The 17339-nt window shown below is 70.6% G+C and carries 17 protein-coding genes; 13 read left to right on the forward strand and 4 right to left on the reverse strand.

All coding sequences use genetic code 11. The annotated features are described in order from the left end of the window. Positions 1-163: 163 nt before the first annotated feature. Entirely contained in the window at positions 164-1375 is a 1212-nt protein-coding gene (locus ACN20J_RS46695) for a CaiB/BaiF CoA transferase family protein (protein WP_419668431.1), read from the reverse strand. Between the two features lie 176 nt (positions 1376-1551). On the opposite strand from ACN20J_RS46695, the gene ACN20J_RS46700 reads away from it, so the two are divergent. From ACN20J_RS46700 to ACN20J_RS46725, 6 genes are all read left to right on the forward strand, one after another. Further along, positions 1552-2046, forward strand: coding sequence for a PaaI family thioesterase (locus ACN20J_RS46700; RefSeq protein ID WP_189842909.1), 495 nt, complete (start codon positions 1552-1554; stop codon positions 2044-2046). A gap of 4 nt (positions 2047-2050) precedes the next feature. Beyond that, positions 2051-2902 carry an enoyl-CoA hydratase-related protein gene (locus ACN20J_RS46705; RefSeq protein WP_419668432.1) on the forward strand — a complete coding sequence of 284 codons (852 nt, stop codon included), beginning with the start codon at positions 2051-2053 and terminating at the stop codon, positions 2900-2902. Between the two features lie 78 nt (positions 2903-2980). After that, complete coding sequence (locus ACN20J_RS46710) at positions 2981-3433, forward strand: FAS1-like dehydratase domain-containing protein (protein ID WP_419668433.1); 453 nt, start codon at positions 2981-2983, stop codon at positions 3431-3433. After that, positions 3430-3852: a MaoC/PaaZ C-terminal domain-containing protein gene (locus tag ACN20J_RS46715; protein WP_189842906.1), complete on the forward strand. Its 423-nt coding sequence runs from the start codon at positions 3430-3432 to the stop codon at positions 3850-3852. The genes ACN20J_RS46710 and ACN20J_RS46715 overlap by 4 nt, the downstream gene beginning before the upstream one ends. Before the next feature lie 4 nt (positions 3853-3856). Beyond that, entirely contained in the window at positions 3857-5329 is a 1473-nt protein-coding gene (locus ACN20J_RS46720) for a class I adenylate-forming enzyme family protein (protein WP_419668434.1), read from the forward strand. Beyond that, positions 5319-6446 carry a serine hydrolase domain-containing protein gene (locus tag ACN20J_RS46725; protein WP_419668435.1) on the forward strand — a complete coding sequence of 376 codons (1128 nt, stop codon included), beginning with the start codon at positions 5319-5321 and terminating at the stop codon, positions 6444-6446. The genes ACN20J_RS46720 and ACN20J_RS46725 overlap by 11 nt, the downstream gene beginning before the upstream one ends. 96 nt (positions 6447-6542) lie before the next feature. Here the strand turns inward: ACN20J_RS46725 and ACN20J_RS46730 are convergent, their stop codons facing one another. After that, positions 6543-7724: an amidohydrolase family protein gene (locus ACN20J_RS46730; protein WP_419668436.1), complete on the reverse strand. Its 1182-nt coding sequence runs from the start codon at positions 7722-7724 to the stop codon at positions 6543-6545. 98 nt (positions 7725-7822) lie between these two features. Then, positions 7823-8623, reverse strand: a complete 801-nt coding sequence (locus ACN20J_RS46735) for a FadR/GntR family transcriptional regulator (protein ID WP_190229826.1) — start codon at positions 8621-8623, stop codon at positions 7823-7825. A 169-nt stretch (positions 8624-8792) separates the two neighbouring features. Between ACN20J_RS46735 and ACN20J_RS46740 the strand changes: the two genes are divergently transcribed. Further along, positions 8793-9623 (forward strand): enoyl-CoA hydratase-related protein, encoded by an 831-nt coding sequence (locus ACN20J_RS46740; protein ID WP_419668437.1) that lies wholly within the window; start codon positions 8793-8795, stop codon positions 9621-9623. Further along, positions 9620-10192, forward strand: a complete 573-nt coding sequence (locus tag ACN20J_RS46745) for a DUF2889 domain-containing protein (RefSeq protein WP_419668438.1) — start codon at positions 9620-9622, stop codon at positions 10190-10192. Before ACN20J_RS46740 ends, ACN20J_RS46745 begins: the two co-directional genes overlap by 4 nt. A gap of 223 nt (positions 10193-10415) precedes the next feature. Here the strand turns inward: ACN20J_RS46745 and ACN20J_RS46750 are convergent, their stop codons facing one another. Continuing rightward, on the reverse strand, positions 10416-11633 hold the full coding sequence (locus tag ACN20J_RS46750) for an acyl-CoA dehydrogenase family protein (RefSeq protein ID WP_419668439.1): 1218 nt from the start codon (positions 11631-11633) through the stop codon (positions 10416-10418). Positions 11634-11736: 103 nt separating this feature from the next. Between ACN20J_RS46750 and fabG the strand changes: the two genes are divergently transcribed. Genes fabG through ACN20J_RS46775 form a run of 5 tightly spaced genes read left to right on the forward strand, consistent with a single transcriptional unit; the run spans position 11737 to position 17252 of the window. After that, positions 11737-12483, forward strand: a complete 747-nt coding sequence (gene fabG / locus ACN20J_RS46755) for a 3-oxoacyl-ACP reductase FabG (RefSeq protein WP_419668440.1) — start codon at positions 11737-11739, stop codon at positions 12481-12483. 45 nt (positions 12484-12528) lie between these two features. Then, entirely contained in the window at positions 12529-13788 is a 1260-nt protein-coding gene (locus tag ACN20J_RS46760; protein WP_419668441.1) for an acetyl-CoA C-acetyltransferase, read from the forward strand. After that, entirely contained in the window at positions 13788-15236 is a 1449-nt protein-coding gene (locus ACN20J_RS46765; protein WP_419668442.1) for an OB-fold domain-containing protein, read from the forward strand. The genes ACN20J_RS46760 and ACN20J_RS46765 overlap by 1 nt, the downstream gene beginning before the upstream one ends. After that, positions 15233-16441: an acetyl-CoA acetyltransferase gene (locus tag ACN20J_RS46770; RefSeq protein WP_419668443.1), complete on the forward strand. Its 1209-nt coding sequence runs from the start codon at positions 15233-15235 to the stop codon at positions 16439-16441. The genes ACN20J_RS46765 and ACN20J_RS46770 overlap by 4 nt, the downstream gene beginning before the upstream one ends. A gap of 16 nt (positions 16442-16457) precedes the next feature. After that, positions 16458-17252: an SDR family NAD(P)-dependent oxidoreductase gene (locus tag ACN20J_RS46775; RefSeq protein ID WP_055617252.1), complete on the forward strand. Its 795-nt coding sequence runs from the start codon at positions 16458-16460 to the stop codon at positions 17250-17252. Positions 17253-17339 lie beyond the last annotated feature (87 nt).

Consider the following 17339-nt stretch of genomic DNA (forward strand, 5'->3'; position numbering starts at 1 on the left):
CGGTCGGGTCTGTCACGAGGCACACTTCCCCAGAGCTGTACAGGTCGGCGCACCGGAGGGGCCAAGTGTCAGAGTCGCCGCGGCGGAATGGCGTACGCGCTAGTTCGGACACACCCGCGGCACTTTCAACCGGAACAAAAGCCTCGCCGTATGCTCCCCCGCCTCACACGACCCCCCGCGCCCGCAACCCCGCCAACTGCCCCTCCGTCACCCCCGCAAGCCTGCCCAGGACTTCCGCGGTGTGCTCGCCAAGGCCGGGCGGCGGGCCGTAGCCCTCGACGGGGGTCGCCGTGAAGCGGATCGGGTTGGCGAGGAGCGGGAGGTGCCCGGACACAGGGTCGTCGACGTCGACCAGCATGCCCCGATGCTGGATCTGAGGGTCGGCGAAAACTTCGGGCATCTCGTTGAACGGCCCGGCAGGGACGTCGTGTTCGTCGAGAACGGCGAGCCACTCGTCCCGCGTACGGGTCAGCATGATCTCTTCGAGGACCGTCAGGATCTCCGCACGATGGACGATCCGCGCGGAGGTCGTACCGAACCGCGGATCCTGAAGAAGGTCGCTGCGCCCGGCCGCAGCGCAGAACGCGGCGAACTGCTTGTCGTTGCCCGCGACGAGGAACAGCGGCTTGTCCTTGCACTGGAAGGCCTGTGAAGGGACCCCGCCGTAGCCACCGTTGCCGCGCCGCTGCGGAACCTCCCCGGACACGAGGTAGTTCATCGCGAAGTGCGACAGCGAGGCGAGCCCGCAGTCGAGCAGGGAGAGGTCGATGAACTGGCCCTCGCCGGTGGCGTCCCGGTGTCGCAGCGCCGCCAGGACGGCCGTGGAGGCGTACAGCCCGGTGAGGATGTCGACCATGCTGACCCCGACCTTCATCGGCTCGTCGGGGTGTCCGGAGACGCTCATCATCCCGGACATGGCCTGGAAGATGCCGTCGTAGCCGGGCCGCTGGGCGTACGGGCCGCTCTGGCCGAAGCCGGTGACCGACAGGTACACCAGGCGCGGGTTGAGCTCGCGCAGGCTCTCGTGGTCGAGGCCGTACTTCGCCAGCGTCCCCGCGCGGAAGTTCTCGACGAGGACGTCCGAGCGGGCGGCGAGGGCGCGGATCAGCGCCTGGCCTTCGTCGGTGGCGTGGTTGACGGTGATCGACTGCTTGTTGCGGTTGCAGGAGAGGTAGAAGGCGGCCGTGTCGGTGCGGTCGCCCTCGGGCCCGGCGGCGAAGGGCGGGCCGTACGTCCGTGAGTCGTCGCCCGTCCCCGGGCGCTCGACCTTGATCACCTCCGCGCCGAGGTCGGCGAGCATCTGGGTGGCCAGCGGGGCCGCGAGGATGCGGGACAGGTCGAGGACGCGTACTCCGGCCAGGGCGGTCGACGGCATCGAGGGGCCTCCCTCTGGGAGGGCACTCCATGCCGGAGTGCCCTGTGACGAGCGAGCTAATGAGTTATATAAATAATACATCTGGAGCTCGAGCTCGTCCCGTACGATTGCTTCAACTATCCAATTCATGTAACTATATCGATCGGCCGGACAGGCCGAGACCGGAGGGCGTGCGGATGACCGTCGCGGCGAGGACCCTCACCGACCAGGAGCAGCGCGAACGCCGTGCGTGGTTCCGGGCCCGCTGGGAACGCGGGGTCGCGTTCAACCGCAACTGCCGTATGCGCATGCTCCGTTGGGACCCCGACGGCGTCGAGGTGGCTCTCCCTTACGCCGAGGCCCTCTCCGCCCACGAAGGCGTCTTCCACGGCGGGGTGATCTCGGCGCTCATCGACACCGCGGGCGCCGGAGCCGTGATCGCTGGGCACGACTTCCAGAAGGGGAGCCGGCTCAGCACCGTGTCGATGTCGGTCCAGTACCTCGCGCCCGCCCGGGGCCGGGAGGCCGTCGCCTTCGCGCGCTGCGTCAGACGGGGCCACCGACTGCACTTCGCCGACGTCGACGTGCGGATGACCGACGGACGCATCTGCGCCCGGGGCCAGGTGGTGGTGACCATCTCGGGGGAGCGGCCGGGCGTCGGTGACCCCATCGAACCGTTGACCGAGGAGTGACGTGATGTCCGACGAGCCCACCCAGGACCAGGACCTGGTGCTCTACGAGGTCGACGAGGACGGCGTCGCCACCGTCACCCTCAACCGGCCCGAGCGCAAGAATGCGTGGAGCATCCCCATGGAGCGCCGCTTCTTCGCGCTCCTCGACGAGGCCGCCGAGGACCCCGCCGTCCGGGTCGTGGTCATCACGGGCGCGGGCCGGGCGTTCTGCCCCGGCATGGACGTCCAGCGGCTGGAACAGAACGCACAGCCGGGCCAGTCCCTCAACCTCCAGGCTCGCGTCCCCATGTACAGCAGGCGCAACATGCCGAAGCCCCTGATCGCCGCCGTCAACGGCGCCTGCGCGGGCATCGGCCTGGTCCAGGCACTCATCTGCGACATCCGCTTCGCAGCCCGCGGGGCCCGCTTCACCACCGCCTTCACCCGCCGCGGCCTGGCCGGCGAGTACAACATGCCGTACGTGCTGCCACGCGTCGTCGGCCTGGAGAACGCGCTCGACCTGCTGCTGTCCGGCCGGGTCTTCGACGCCGACGAGGCGAAGGAACTCGGCCTCGTCAGCCGTGTCGTGGAACCGGAGGACCTGCTCGACGCAGCCCGCGCCTACGCCCGCGACATCGCCCGCAACTGCTCCCCGCGCGCCATGGCCGTCGTACGCCACCAGGTGTACGGCGATCTCGACCGCGACTTCACCGGGGCGCTCGCCCGCTCCTACTCCGCCATGGAGTTCTTCGCGGGCTCGCCGGACTTCCGGGAGGGCGTCGCCAGCTTCGTCGAGAAACGGGAGCCGAAGTTCGAGGGACTGCCTCCCGACTTCGACCCGGACGAGGCCACCCGCGACGCCTTCCTGCCGTACTGACCCACCGTGCTGAGCCGCCACGCGGCGCGCCGTACCAACCGCAGTACCGACCGCCGTTCCGACCGAGGAGACTGGACGATGACAGGGCAGCCGTTCCCCGTCGAGGCCGGGCACATCATGATGTTCGCCCGCGCCATCGGCGACGAGACCCCGGCCCACCGGGGCGAGACCGCACTCGCACCGCCCACCTTCACGATGGCGAGCGCCCAGTACGACCCGGACCATCGCCTGCGGCCCAGGCCGGGCGAGGAGTGGTTCGGGTCGGGGAGCGGCCCCGGGGTGATGCCCGAAGGCGGCGGCGGGCTGCACGCAGAGCAGCACTTCGAGTACCACCGCCCGGTCCGCGCGGGGGAGACCCTGTACGCGACCACCGTCCCCGGACGCAACTGGGAGAAGCAGGGCCGCACCGGCCGTCTGCTGTTCAGCGAGCGCGTCACCGAGTACCGGGACGCCGCCGGCGAACCCGTCGTCAGCGCCCGGACCGTGGCCGTCGTGCCCGAGGGCCCGGCAACCCCGAAGGACGCACGATGAGCCTGAGCGCGGACGGCATCAAGGTCGGCGAGACCCGGGAGAGCGTGCTGGTCGAGGACCTGAAGCGCACCCGGATCGTGCAGTACGCGGGCGCGTCGGGCGACTACAACCCGCTCCACACCGACGAGCGGTTCGCCACCGAAGTCGCGGGATATCCCGGCGTGTTCGCCCATGGAATGCTCACGATGGGCATGACCGGCCGGGTCCTCACCGACTGGGTCGGCACCGAGGCACTGCTGACCTTCGGGGTGCGCTTCAAGGCGCAGGTGTGGCCCGGGGACACGCTGACGGCCACGGCGACCGTCGAGTCCGTCGAGGACACACCGGCCGGACCGGTCGCCCACTTCTCCGTGCGTACCGTCAACCAGAACGGCGCCGAGGTGGTCACCGGCACCGCGGCGGCCAGGCTGGAGCCCTGAACCCGTGGTCGGCGTGCAGGAGGCCGTAGCGGCACCCACCTGGACCGCGATGGTGAACCGCGCCTGCGACCACGCGCGACCCGCCGTCCGGTTCCGCGACGTGAGCTGGACAGGACGCGAACTCCTCGACCGGGCGGGCGGCGCGGCCGACCTGCTGGACACGCTCGGCCTCGCCCCAGGCGAGCCTGTGCCCGCGCTGATCGCCACCTCACCCGACGCCCTCGCGCTGGTCATCGGCGGCGCGGGATCGGGCCACCCGCTCGCCCCGCTCGGCGTCCGAGCGACCCCGTACGAGATCGCTGCGGTGGTCAAGGCGTCGGGGTCCCAACTCCTGCTCACCCAGCCGGAGTTCGCCGAACTCGGTGAGCATGTCGCCCAACTGGTCGGCTGCCCGGCCGTCGTCGTCCCCGAACCGCGCCCGAGCGGACGGGCGTTGACCGCCGAGCCCGACGCGCTCGCCGCCGTACTGCACACCTCCGGGACCACCGGCATCCCCAAACCCGTCCCCATGACACAGCGGCGGCTGGCGGCCCGCGCCCACGTCAACGGCCGGCTTTGCGCGCTCGACCCCGACAGCTTCTACGGCGGCAGTGCGCCCTTCCACCACATCGCGGGCCTCGGCAACATCGCCGTCGCCCTCGCCGCCGGCGCGCTGATCACCGGCCTGCCGCGCTTCACCGTCGAGGGCTGGGCCCTGCTGCGGGAACTCGGCACCACCCACACCAGCATGGTCCCCGCGATGCTGGAAACGCTGCTGGCGGCCGGTCAGGCCCGCCACGAAGGGCTGCGCGTCCTCCAGTACGGCGGCGCGCCCATCCGCCCCGGCACACTGCGGCGCACGTACGAGGCGATGCCCGGCGTCCGCATGCTCAACATGTTCGGCCAGACCGAGGGCTCGCCCATCAGCGTGCTCACCCCCGAGGACCACCGCGAGGCGGTCGCCGGACACACCGCACTGCTGCGGTCCGTCGGACGGGCCGCCCCCGGCGTCGAACTGCGGGTCCGGGACGCCGGACCGGACGGGGTCGGCGAGATCCACGCCCGCGCCGACCATCTCTTCCGCGTGGACGCCGAGGGCTGGCTGCACAGCGGCGATCTGGGCCGGGTATCGGAGGACGGCTATCTCTACCTGTCCGGCCGACGCACCGACATGATCATCCGAGGCGGCGAGAACGTCCACCCGCTGGAGGTGGAGACGGTTCTCGCCTCGCACCCCGGCATCGCGGACGTGGCGGTCGCCGCCGCGCCGGACGACAGGCTCGGCCAGACCGTCGTCGCCTTCGTCGTACCGTCCGACCGTGACGACCCACCGGAACCGGCGGCGCTCAGGACGTACGCCCGCGACCGCCTCTCCGGGTTCAAGGTGCCCGTCCGCTGGTGGTTCGTGGACGAGCTGCCGCGCAACGCCAACGGCAAGGTCCTACGCCGCGGCCTGCGGGAACCGCCGGTGAACAAGGGAGACTCGTATGACGCCTGACCACTCCGTCGTCGCCCCGGAGACCGTCGGCGTCGACCCGCACCGGCTCGACGTACTGCTGCGCCGGATCCGGCTGGAGGTCGGCCACGGATCGCTGCCGTCCGCTCAGGTCGCCGTCGCCCGGGGCGGCCGGCTGGTGGCCTTCGAGACCTGGGGCGATGCCCGTCCGGACACCCGGTACATCCTGCAGTCCGTCGGACGGTCGATCGTCGCGGGCGTCGTGTGGAAGCTGATCGGCGACGGGCTGCTGGACGTGGACGAGCAAGTCGCCGCGATCATCCCGGAGTTCGCGCCGAACGGGAAGGAGGAGGTGACGGTCGAGCAGGTCCTCACGCACACCGCCGGCTTCCCCTTCGCACCGCTCGGGTACCCGAAGATGCTCGACCGCGAGCAGCGGCTCGCCGCGTTCGGCCGCTGGCGGCTCGACTCCCCGCCGGGCAGCCGCTTCCAGTTCCACCTCACCTCGGCTGCCTGGCTGATCGCCGAGATCGTCGAGCGGCGTACGGGCCTGACCTTCGCCGAGTACCTGCACGAGCGGATCGCCCGCCCGCTGGGCCTGTCCTCGGTCGAACTCGGCGTCCCTGTGGACCGACAGCCCGGTACCGTCGCCCCGATGACCGCCACCGACCGCACGGACGACGACCAGGACCCCGACCCGTGGGGACCCTGGTACCTGTCCGACCCGCGCGTGCTCGCGGCCGGCGAGCCGAGTCACGCACTGGTCGCCACCGCCGCCGACGTCGCCCTGTACTTCCAGGCGCTGGAGCACTCGGGCCTGTGGAAGCCGGAAGCGGTGGCGGAGGGCACCCGGATCCGCCTGACCGAGCACCCGCACGGCGAGCAGATCAACGGGGGCGGCAGTGGGCGGCGTACGAGCATGGGGCTGTTCGTCACCGTGGCCGGTCCGGACGCGGGCAGCCAACTGCCTTCCACGGGCTCGCAGTTGCTCTTCGGCAGTGCCGGAGCCGCGTACCAACTGGGCTTCATGGACCCGGAGTCCGGCCTGTCCTTCGCCTGCCTGAGCAACGGCTACCCGCTCGCGGGCTATGACCAGTCGCGGCGCGGCACGGCTCTGCTCACCAACCTGGCGAACCTCGCGGCCGACCTCGTCGAGTGACTTCTGGCCGAAGCGCCAAGCGGCCGCGCGCCATGTCCTACTGATTGAGCCCGGTACCGAAGTCGGTACCGGACTCAATCGCGGAGACTGCCAGACTCAACGGCTGATCAGCTGCTGCGCGTTGTTGTACATGATGTCGTCCTGGACCGACTCGTCGAGCTCCGCGAGGAGCTTGCGGTAGTCGGCCGGGTTGGCGATGCCCTCGGCGTGCGGGAAGTCCGAGCCCATCACGATGGACTCGTGATAGCCGAGACGCTTCACCAGGCTCGGGATGTCGTCCTCCGGGTAGGGCACCACCCGGATGTGCTTGCGGAAGACCTGGCTGGGGCGCTCGTCCAACTGGCCGCCTATCCAGGGGCCGTTGCGGCCCATGCCGCGGCTCTTGTCCATGTGGCGGACGAAGTGGGGTACCCATTCGGCGCCGAATTCGGACACCAGGACGTTGATGTCGGGGAAACGCCCGAAGAGGTTGTCGAAGATCAGCGCCGACAGCGTCTCCTCGATCGGACGCTGGCCGTAGGTGTTCATCCACTGCCACGCGGACATCCGGAAGTGGATCGGGCTCGCGTCGTGGCCCCAGGCCGGGGCGACGTGCGAGTTGTAGTAGAACTCGCTGATGTGGTAACAGACGCTGGCCTTGGCCTCGTTGACCAGTTTCCAGAACGGGTCGAAGTACGGGTCCCCGGGTGAGCGGCCGTACTGCGGGCCGGTCGGCAGCATGATGAACCGGGCGCCCTGCTCCAGCACGAACTCCAGCTCCTTCACCGCACTGTCCAGGTCGCGCAGGGACAGCAGGGCGGGGGAGTAGATGCGGTCGTTGTGGTTGAAGCCCCACACCTCGTTCATATAGCGGTTGAACGAGTGGTAGTTGGCGTAGAGCGGCTCGACGCCCTGTACGTACTCCTCGGCGACCAGTGCCCAGCCGCCCGGGTAGATGATCGTCTGGTCCAGGCCCTGCTCGTCCATGACGCGCAGCCTGGCCTCGCGGTTCTGGTACGACTTGTGCATTGGCTCGAACTGGTACGTCTCGTCGGGGTTGCCCGAGGCCATCGCCTTGAGCATCTCCTTGAGCGAGCCGGGCCGGTAGACCTGCCCGAACTCCGGTTCCAGGCAGACCACGATCCGGTCCCCGGCGAGGATGACCTCCCGGCCGTCCGGCAACGTCACCGGCGCCACGGCCTGGCCCAGGAACTCCTTCGGGAGGTAGCGCGTGAAGGAGTCCCGTTCCTCGTACATGTGCTGGTCGCAGTCGAAGATCCGCTTGCGCTGTTCGGCCATGGCCGTCGCCTCCACCCTGAAGCCATTCAGTACGCCTCCTATAATTATCTAACTATTTGGAGAACGCAAGGGAGGATGAGAGACGGCTGTTCGGGTGGTCAGTCGATGAGCTCCAGGACCGTCTTCGGGCCCAGTGCGTTGACGACGTCGTCGGCGCTGGAGATGTGGCGCTGCCACAGCTTCTCGGCCTCGTCCGCCTTGCCCGCCTCGATCAGGCCGACCAGCCGGACGTGCGCCCGGTGCCCCTTGAGGGCCTGCGCCTTCTGGGTCTCGGCGTCGGTGGCGGCCGCCGTGTACGAGGCGTTGGCCCGGTCGATGATGTTGCGCAGCATGCCGCAGAGCAGGATCAGTGTCTGGTTGCCGGTGAGCTCGACCAGGAGTGCGTGGAACGCGTCCTGTGCGTCCACCAGGGCCAGTGGGCTGTCCAGCACGGCCTTCTCGGCCGCCACCGCGTCGCGCAGCCGCTTGATGTCGTCCGCCGTGTGCTTGGTGGCGACCTGGCGCGCGCACGGCGGCTCGATGAGGGCCGCCGCCCGGTAGACATCCCCGAGGGTGGCGCCGCGGTACTCCAGGATCAGGCCGGCGAAACGGGCCGCGACGTCCGAGTCGGGCGCGCTCACCCGGGCGCCGCCGTGCGCTCCGCGGCGGACCGTGATCAGGGACTCCGACTCCAGGACGCGGAACGCCTCGCGCAGGGTCGGCCGCGAGATGCCGAACTGCTCCATCAGTCCCGACTCCGGCGGCAGCGCGTCGTCGGGCTTCAGTTCGCCGCGTACGATCTGGCGCCGCAGGTGTCCGGCGACCAGTTCGGCCGTCTTCGGTACGCGCACCTGGCGTCCGACGGGGCCGCGGGAGGGAGCGGGCACGATCGGCGTCTCTGCGCGGGCTGCCTCAGCCACGGTGGCTCCTCATATAGCAAAATGAATCGTCTTAGTGCATCGAGGGTACCAGGTCAAGGGTCGGGTGATCTTGTCCGTGCGGGACTTGGTCTGGCGCCCGGGTCGCCGTTGGGTATATAGATGATTCATCTAGCTATAAACCCGACGCGGGCCCGTGGGAGTGACCTCGATGACCGAGAACCCGACCCCGGTGATCCTCACCGAGCTGACCGACGACGGGGTCATGCTCCTCACCCTGAACCGGCCCGAACGGCACAACGCCTGGACGCTGGAGATGGAGCTGCTCTACAACGAGCTCTTCGACCGCGCCGAGGCGGATCCGGCGGTCCGTGCCGTCGTACTGACGGGGGCGGGGCGCAGCTTCTGCCCCGGCATGGACATGAGCGTGCTGGACGGGGCGTCCTCCGGCGCGAGCCCGTGGCCGACCGACCGTCTGCCGCCACGCACCCGGCCCATGTCCTTCCCGAAACCCCTCGTGGCGGCCGTCAACGGCGCCTGTGCCGGCATCGGATTCAACCAGGCGTTGATGTGCGACGTGCGGTTCGCCGTACCGGACGCCAAGTTCGCCGCCGCCTTCAGCGCGCGCGGGCTGGTGGCCGAGGACGGCGTGTCGTGGCTCCTGCCCCGGCTTGTCGGATACGGGAACGCGAGCGATCTGCTGCTGTCCTCACGCCGGATCACCGGTACGGAGGCCCTGGCGATGGGCATGGTCAACCGTCTCGTCGAGCCGGCGGACCTGCTCCCGACAGCGATCGCGTACGCGACCCGGCTTGCCTCCTCGGTCAGCCCGTACGCGATGTCCCTCATCAAGCGGCAACTCGCCGACGACCAGTCGAGGAGCTTCACCGAGAGCCGCGACAGTGCGGCCGCGCTGCTCGCCACGGCGAAGCGGGCGCCGGACTACCGCGAAGGCGTACGCAGCTTCATCGAGCGTCGGCGGCCGGAGTTCGCGGCGCTCGGGGCGCCGCCCGCGCCGCTCCGGGAGGAGGCCTCGTCATGACACGAGCCGAACTGCCGCTGCACTGCCGCACGATCACCGTGACCGCATACGAGGAGGAGGGCGGTGGCGAGATCTCGGTCGAGGCGGTGCTGCGCGACGAGCGGCCTCGGGTGGAGTCCCCGGCCCATGTCGTCCACCGGATGGTGCTCGAAGTGCGTGTCCGCCTCGCGGACATGGTCGTCGTGCACGCCGACGCGGACATGCGCACCTTCCCGCACGCCGAGTGCCCGCTGATCACCCCTGTCTTCGACGGGCTCGTCGGGCTGAGCGTCGCCGCCGGATACAACCGGGCGATCCAGGAGCGGTTCCGAGGTGTGTCCGGCTGCTCCCACCTCTACGAGTTGGCCCGCGCCCTCGGCCCCGCCGTCGTCCAGGCGGCCATCTCGGTCAACGCGCGCCGCCGTGACGCCGGTGAGCCGTCCCACGATCCGCGCTCCGCGGCGGGAGTGCTGAACAGTTGCCATATCTGGGCGCCGGGCGGGGTGGGGCTGCGGAAACTCGACGCGGGGTGGCTTCCGGGCACCGGCCCCCGGCCGGTTCCGGGGGTGGAGGCGTTCGGAGGGGAGTAGGTGGTTTGTTTCCGCCCCCGCCGCCCCTACCCATTCCCGTCACTACTCGGGGGCTCCGCCCCCGAACGCTCGCTCCTCAAACGCCGGAGGGGCTGGATTTTCCCGGCCCGGGCCGACACCTTCAGCCCGTCCGGCGTTTGAGGACGAGGCCGTTCAGGCCGATGCGGGGGTCTGGGGGCGGCAGCCCCCAGGGACGGGACGGGTAGGGGCGGCGGGGGCGAGATCAAACCCTCGGCTCGCGCGGCAACCCGAGCACCTTTTCCGCGAGGATGTTCCGCTGCACCTGGGACGTCCCGGCGTAGATCGTTCCGGAGAGGGCGATCAGGTAGGTCGTCGACCAGGACGCAGAGGAGTTCGCGGCGCCGGGATCGTCGGTGCGATACGTGCGCAGGGGCGGCCGTCCGACGGGAACCTGGCCGTGGAGGCCCATGATGTCCATCGCCAGGTCGGTGACCTTGGTGTGGTATTCGCTCCAGTACAGCTTGGCGATCGACGTCTCGGGGCCGGACTCGGCGCCCTTGAGCCAACCGGTGAGGATCCGGTAGCCGAGGAAGCGCATGATCTCGACCTTGGACCAGCACCAGGCGATCCGCTGCCGGATCACCGGGTCCTGGTCCTTGCCGTAGAGGCGGGCCAGCTCGACGAGACGCTCGACCTCGGCCCGGAAGAGGATCGGATTGGTCGCAGCCTCCTCTCCGCGCTCCACGCCCAGCAGACTCTGCGCGACCGTCCAGCCGTTGTCGACACCGCCCACGACGAGGTCGGCCCGGGTGCGGGCACCGTTGAAGAAGACCTCGTTGAAGTGAAGCTGGCCGCTCATCATGCGGAACGGCCGTACCTCGACGCCGGGTTGGTCGAGCGGCACGAGGAGGAACGAGATGCCGCGGTGCTTGGAGGCGTCCGGGTCGGTGCGGGCCAGGACGAAGATCCAGTCGCTGTGGTGGGCGCCGGAGGTCCACACCTTCTGTCCGTCGATCACCCACTCCCCACCGTCACGTACCGCGCGCGTCCTGAGGGAGGCGAGGTCCGAGCCTGCGTCCGGCTCCGAGTAGCCCTGGCACCAGGTGTCCTCGCCGCTGAGGATGCGCGGCAGGAAGTGACTCTTCTGCTCCTCCGTACCCCAGCGCAGAAGCGTGTTCGCCAGCATCTTCACGCCGAAGGTGTCCTGCGGCAGACCGAACGGCACGCCCGCCAGGGCCAGTTCCTCCACTAGGACGACCTGGTGGAGCTTGGACAGGCCGCGGCCGCCGAACTCCTCGGGCCAGGTGAGCGAGAGATAGCCGTGCTCGGCGAGCCGTCGCCGCCAGTCGCGGGCGAAGGTCCATGCGGCCTCCTCGTCCAGGGCGCCGATGCCCTTCCAGTCGGTGGGCAGGGCATCGGCGAGGAACGCCTTGACCTCGGTGCGGAACGCCTCGGTCTCCGGGGGATAGGTGATGTCCACCTGCAGTGCCTCCTGCGCTCGGCCGCCCCATCGCGGTATTGATTGTTTCAGTGTAATAGGTTATCTATTTAAGAGGAATAGCCACGAGCCAGGGCGGGCTGACATGGGACTGCTGGACGGCCGGAACGCGGTGATCACCGGCGGCGCACAGGGCATCGGATTCGAGATCGCCGGCGTGCTGGGCGGTGCGGGCGCGTCCGTCGTCATCGGCGACATCGACGAGGACGCCGCGGCGCAGGCCGCCGAGCGTCTCGCCAAGAACGGCGTGGCCGCCACCTCGCTGCGCTGCGACGTCACCGACGAGGACGAGGTCGCCGCTCTCGTCGCCCACGGCACCGACGTGTTCGGACCGGTCGGCGTCATGGTCAACAACGCCGGGATCACCCGCGACGCGACCCTGCGCAAGATGGCCCTCGCCGACTTCCGCGCAGTCGTCGACGTCCACCTCGCCGGAGCCTGGAACGGAACCCGGTACGCCGCCGAGGCCATGCGCGCCCACGGACAGGGCGGCAGCATCGTCAACATCTCCTCCATCGCCGGCAAGGTCGGCAACTTCGGGCAGACCAACTACAGCGCGGCCAAGGCCGGACTCGTCGGCCTCACCAAGGCGTCCGCCAAGGAACTGGCCCGGGCCGGCATCCGCGTCAACGCCGTACAGCCCGGCCTCATCCGCACCGCGATGACCGAGGCGATGCCCCAGGCCGCCTGGGACGCGAAACTCGCCGAGATCCCCATGGCGCGCGCGGGCGAACCCGCCGAGGTCGCCCAGGTCGTCCTCTTCCTCGCCTCCGACATGGCGAGCTACATCACCGGAGCCGTGGTCGAGGTGACCGGCGGCCGGTACATGTGACCCCGCTCCCCGCCCGACCCGTACCTCTCATGAAAGGCACGACGGATGCCCGCCCTCTTGCGTGACGCGGTGATCTGCGAACCCCTGCGTACCCCGGTCGGCGGCTACGGAGGCGTCTTCCGCGATGTGACGGCGGCCGAGCTCGCGGCCACGGTCGTACGCGCCGTGCTGGAACGCACCGGCGTACCGCCCGCCGCCGTCGACGACGTTCTGCTCGGCCAGTGCTACCCCAACGGCGAGGCCCCCGCCATCGGCCGCGTGGCCGCCCTGGACGCCGGTCTGCCCGTGGAGGTGCCGGGGCTCCAGATCGACCGCCGCTGCGGCTCCGGGCTGCAGGCGATCATCACTGCGGCGATGCAGGTGCAGACCGGCGCGAGCGACCTGGTGCTGGCGGGTGGCGTCGAGTCCATGAGCCAGGCCGAGTTCTACACCACCGATGTGCGCTGGGGAGTACGTGGCGCGGGCACCACGCTGCACGACCGGCTGGCCCGCGGCCGGGTCACCTCCGGCGGTGTCAACCACCCTGTTCCCGGTGGCATGTTGGAGACGGCCGAGAACCTGCGGCGCGCGTACGGCATCCCCCGTGAGGAGCAGGACCGGCTCGCCCAGAGCTCGCACGAGAAGGCCGTCGCGGCCCAGCGGGAGGGCCGGTTCGCCGACGAGATCGTCCCCGTCACCGTACGGACCCGGAAGGGCGAGACGGTCGTCGACACCGACGAACACCCGCGCCCCGGCTCGTCGTTGGAGAAACTGGCCTCGCTCCGTCCCGTACTCGGACGGCAGGACCCCGAGGCGACCGTCACCGCCGGGAACGCCAGCGGACAGAACGACGGCGCCTCGATCTGTGTCGTCACCCATCCCGAGCGCGCGGCCGAACTGGGCCTGCGCCCGCTCGGCCGCCTGGTCTCCTGGGCCGTCGTGGGCGTGCCGCCCGAGACGATGGGCATCGGACCGGTGCCCGCCACGGCCAGGGCGCTGGAACGGGCGGGACTGAAGCTCGCCGACATGGACCTGATCGAACTCAACGAGGCCTTCGCCGCCCAGGTCCTCGCCTGCACCCGTGAATGGGCCCTGACCGAGGCCGACTTCGACCGGTTCAACGTCAACGGCTCCGGTATCTCGCTGGGCCACCCCGTCGGAGCCACCGGCGGCCGCATCCTCGCCACCCTGCTGCGCGAACTGGACCGCCGAGGGGCCCGCTACGGCCTGGAGACCATGTGCCTCGGCGGCGGGCAGGGCCTGGCCGCGGTCTTCGAACGGCCGACGCACGCACACAACGCGCTCAACGCTCCTGGAGGACGCTGATGGCCGGACTGATCGCATATGGCGCGTACGTGCCGTACCACCGCCTGGCGCGAACGGATGTCGCCGCGGTACTGGGCACCAAGGCGGGCAAGGGAACCCGGGCGGTCGCGGGCTACGACGAGGACACCACCTCCATGGCCGTCGAGGCAGCCCGTGGGGCCCTGGCCCTCGACGGCCTCCGCCCCCGCATCGGCCAGCTCTTCCTCGCCACCGCCGCGCCCGCCTACCTCGACAAGACGAACGCGACCGCCGTGCACGCCGCACTCGGCCTCGACGAGCACGTCCTCGCCGCCGACATGGCCGGCTCCGTACGCTCCGGCCTCGGCGCCCTGGTGACCGCCGCCCGTTCCCCCGTCCCGACCCTGGCGGTCCTCTCCGACCTGCGGACCGGGCTGCCCGGCTCCGCCGACGAGGCCGCGGGCGGCGACGGCGCCGCGGCGTTCGCGTTCGGCGGCCACCGCAACGGGGCGCCCGTCATCGCGGAGCTGCTCGCCCACGACACCGTGAGCGACGAGATCCTCGAACGCTGGCGGCTGCCCGGCTCGCCCAACTCCCGCGTCTGGGAGGAGCGGTTCGCCGAGGAGATCTACGTGACCCTGGCGGGCAAGGCGCTCGGCGCCGCACTCGACCAGGCGGGCCTGGACATCGGCGCGATCGACCACTTCGTGGTCTCCGGACTGCACGCGCGGGCCTGTGCGACCGTGCGGCGCACGGCAGGTGTGCGCCCCGAGGCGGTGACCCCGGACCTCACCGGGGCGATCGGCAACGCGGGCACCGCCCAGCCCGGCCTGCTCCTCGCCGACGTCCTCGACCGTGCCCGCCCCGGCGAGACCATCGCGCTGGTCGTTCTCGGCGACGGCGCCGGAGTCCTCCTCCTGCGCACCACCGAGGCGCTGACCACGCACCGCGGCGCCCGCCCGGTCGCCGCCCAGATCGCCGCGGGCAGCGCCCCGGTGCCGTACGCCACGTACCTCTCCTGGCGAGGTCTCCTCGACCGGGAGCCGCCCCGCCGGCCGGACCCCGAGCCGCCCTACGCCCCGCCCGCGCACCGCCGGGGCGGCTGGAAGTACGGCTTCGTCGCCTCGCGCTGCGAGAAGTGCGGCACCCGGCATCTGCCGCCGGACCGGGTGTGCGTCTCCTGCCGGAGCGTCGATGCCATGACCGACGAGCCGATGGAGCATGTACGCGGCACCGTCGCCACGTTCACCGTGGACCGCCTGGCCCACACGCCGAGTCCGCCGATGCTCGTCGTGGTCGTCGACTACGACGGCGGTGGCCGGTTCCGCTGCCAGCTGACCGACGCCACCGAGGCCGACGCCGTCATCGGCGCCCGGGTGGAGATGACGTTCCGGCGCACGGTCACCGCGTCCGGAGTCCACAACTACTTCTGGAAGGCCCGGCCGGTGCGCACGGGCGACACCGACCAGACCGAGGAGACACACGGATGAGCTCGCACGGAATCCGGGACCGGGTCGCGATCGTCGGCATGGGCTGCACGACCTTCGGCGAACACTGGACCCGCTCGGCCGACGATCTGCTGATCGACGCCGTCGGCGAGGCCGTCACCTCGGCCGGCATCACCCTCGACGACATCGACGCGTTCTGGCTCGGCACCCAGGCGTCCGGCGTCTCCGGGCTGACCCTCAGCAGGCCGCTCCACCTGCAGTACAAGCCGGTCACCCGCCTGGAGAACATGTGCGCCACCGGCTCCGAGGCCCTGCGCAACGCCTGTTACGCCGTCGCCTCCGGCGCGTACGACGTGGCCATGGCGGTCGGCGTGGAGAAGCTCAAGGACTCCGGCATGTCCGGGCTCTCGGGCACCACCATGCCGGGTGCGGGCGACGACAGCCGCGGCGAGATCACCGCCCCCGCGAACTTCTCCCTCCTCGCCCCCGCCTACGCCGTCAAGTACGGCCTGTCGGAAGAGGAGTTGAAGGACGTCATCACCCGTATCGCCTGGAAGAACCATGTCAACGGCGCCCGCAACCCCCGCGCCCAGTTCCGCAAGGAGGTGCCGCTCGAGCGCATCAGGTCGGCGCCGATCGTCGCGGGGATGCTCGGTGTGTTCGACTGCTCCGGGGTCTCCGACGGCTCGGCCGCGGCGATCGTCGTGCGGGCCGAGGACGCCTACAAGTACACCGACAGGCCCATCTTCGTGAAGGCGCTGTCCTTCGTCGCCGGTCCGGCGGACGGGCTGCTCGATCCGGAGTACGACTTCACCACGTTCCCCGAGGTCGTCGCGTCCGCCCAGGAGGCCTACCGGCAGGCAGGCATCACCGACCCGCGCGCCGAGATCGCGCTCGCCGAGGTCCACGACTGCTTCACACCAACGGAGTTGGTGCTGATGGAGGACCTGGGCTTCTCCGAGCGCGGCCAGGCCTGGAAGGACGTCACCAGCGGGGCCTTCGACCTGGACGGCTCACTGCCGGTCAACCCGGACGGGGGACTCAAGGCCTTCGGTCACCCCATCGGAGCGTCGGGCCTGCGCATGATGTTCGAGGCCTGGCTCCAACTGCGGGGCGAGGCACCGCCGGAGCGCACGGTCCGGACGCCGGCCGAGGGACCTTCGCTCGCCCTCACGCACAACCTGGGCGGCGGACCGGGCGAATGCGTCTCCTTCGTGTCGGTGGTCGGAAACCAACTCACCGATTGAGAAAGGCGGTTCGGTCATGGGACGACTGGACGACAAGATCGCGATTGTCACCGGAGCCGCGTCCGGCATCGGCGCCGCCACCGCACGCCGCGTGGCGGCCGAGGGCGCGCACACGGTCGTGGCCGACCTGAACCTCGACGGCGCCAAGGCGGTCACCGAGGAGATCCGTGCCGCCGGAGGTTCCGCGACCGCGGTCCCGGTCGACCTCGGCGACATCGAGAGCGTACGGGCCATGGTGGACGCGGCGATCCAGACGTACGGCGGACTCGACGTCCTGCACAACAACGCGGCGGCCACCCACCTGGCCGCCCGCAAGGACCTCGCCGTCGTGGAGGCCGATCCCGCGGTCTGGGACGACACCATGCGCATCAACCTCCGCGGGACCATGGTCGCCATCCAGGCCGCGGTCCCGCACATGGTCGCGCGCGGCGGCGGTTCGATCATCAACACCTCCTCCGGGGCCGGGCTCGCGGGCGACCTGCGCAATCCCGCGTACGGCGCCTCGAAGGCGGCGCTCATCAACCTCACGCAGTACGTCGCCACCCAGTACGGCAAGCAGGGCGTGCGCTGCAACGCCATCGCGCCGGGCTTCATCGTCACGCCGGCCAGCTCCGGCTCGGCGCACGGCGCGATCCGTGAGGCGATGCTCCGTCATCACCTCACGCCGCGTCTGGGCGAGCCGGAGGACGTCGCGTCCGCGGTCGTCTTCCTCGCCTCCGACGAGTCCGCCTTCATCACCGGGCACACCCTGCGCGTGGACGGGGGCCTGCTGGCCCACCAGCCGTATGTGGCGGACCTGCGGGACGCGTAGCGCTCCGCGCTGGACATGTGGTCCGTTTGCTGCGGGCCGGTGGGGGCTTATCGCCCCGCGGCGAAGCCGCGGATCGATACAGCCCCC

The organism is Streptomyces sp. 2-1 (assembly GCF_048564895.1).
Lineage (GTDB): Bacteria > Actinomycetota > Actinomycetes > Streptomycetales > Streptomycetaceae > Streptomyces > Streptomyces phaeochromogenes.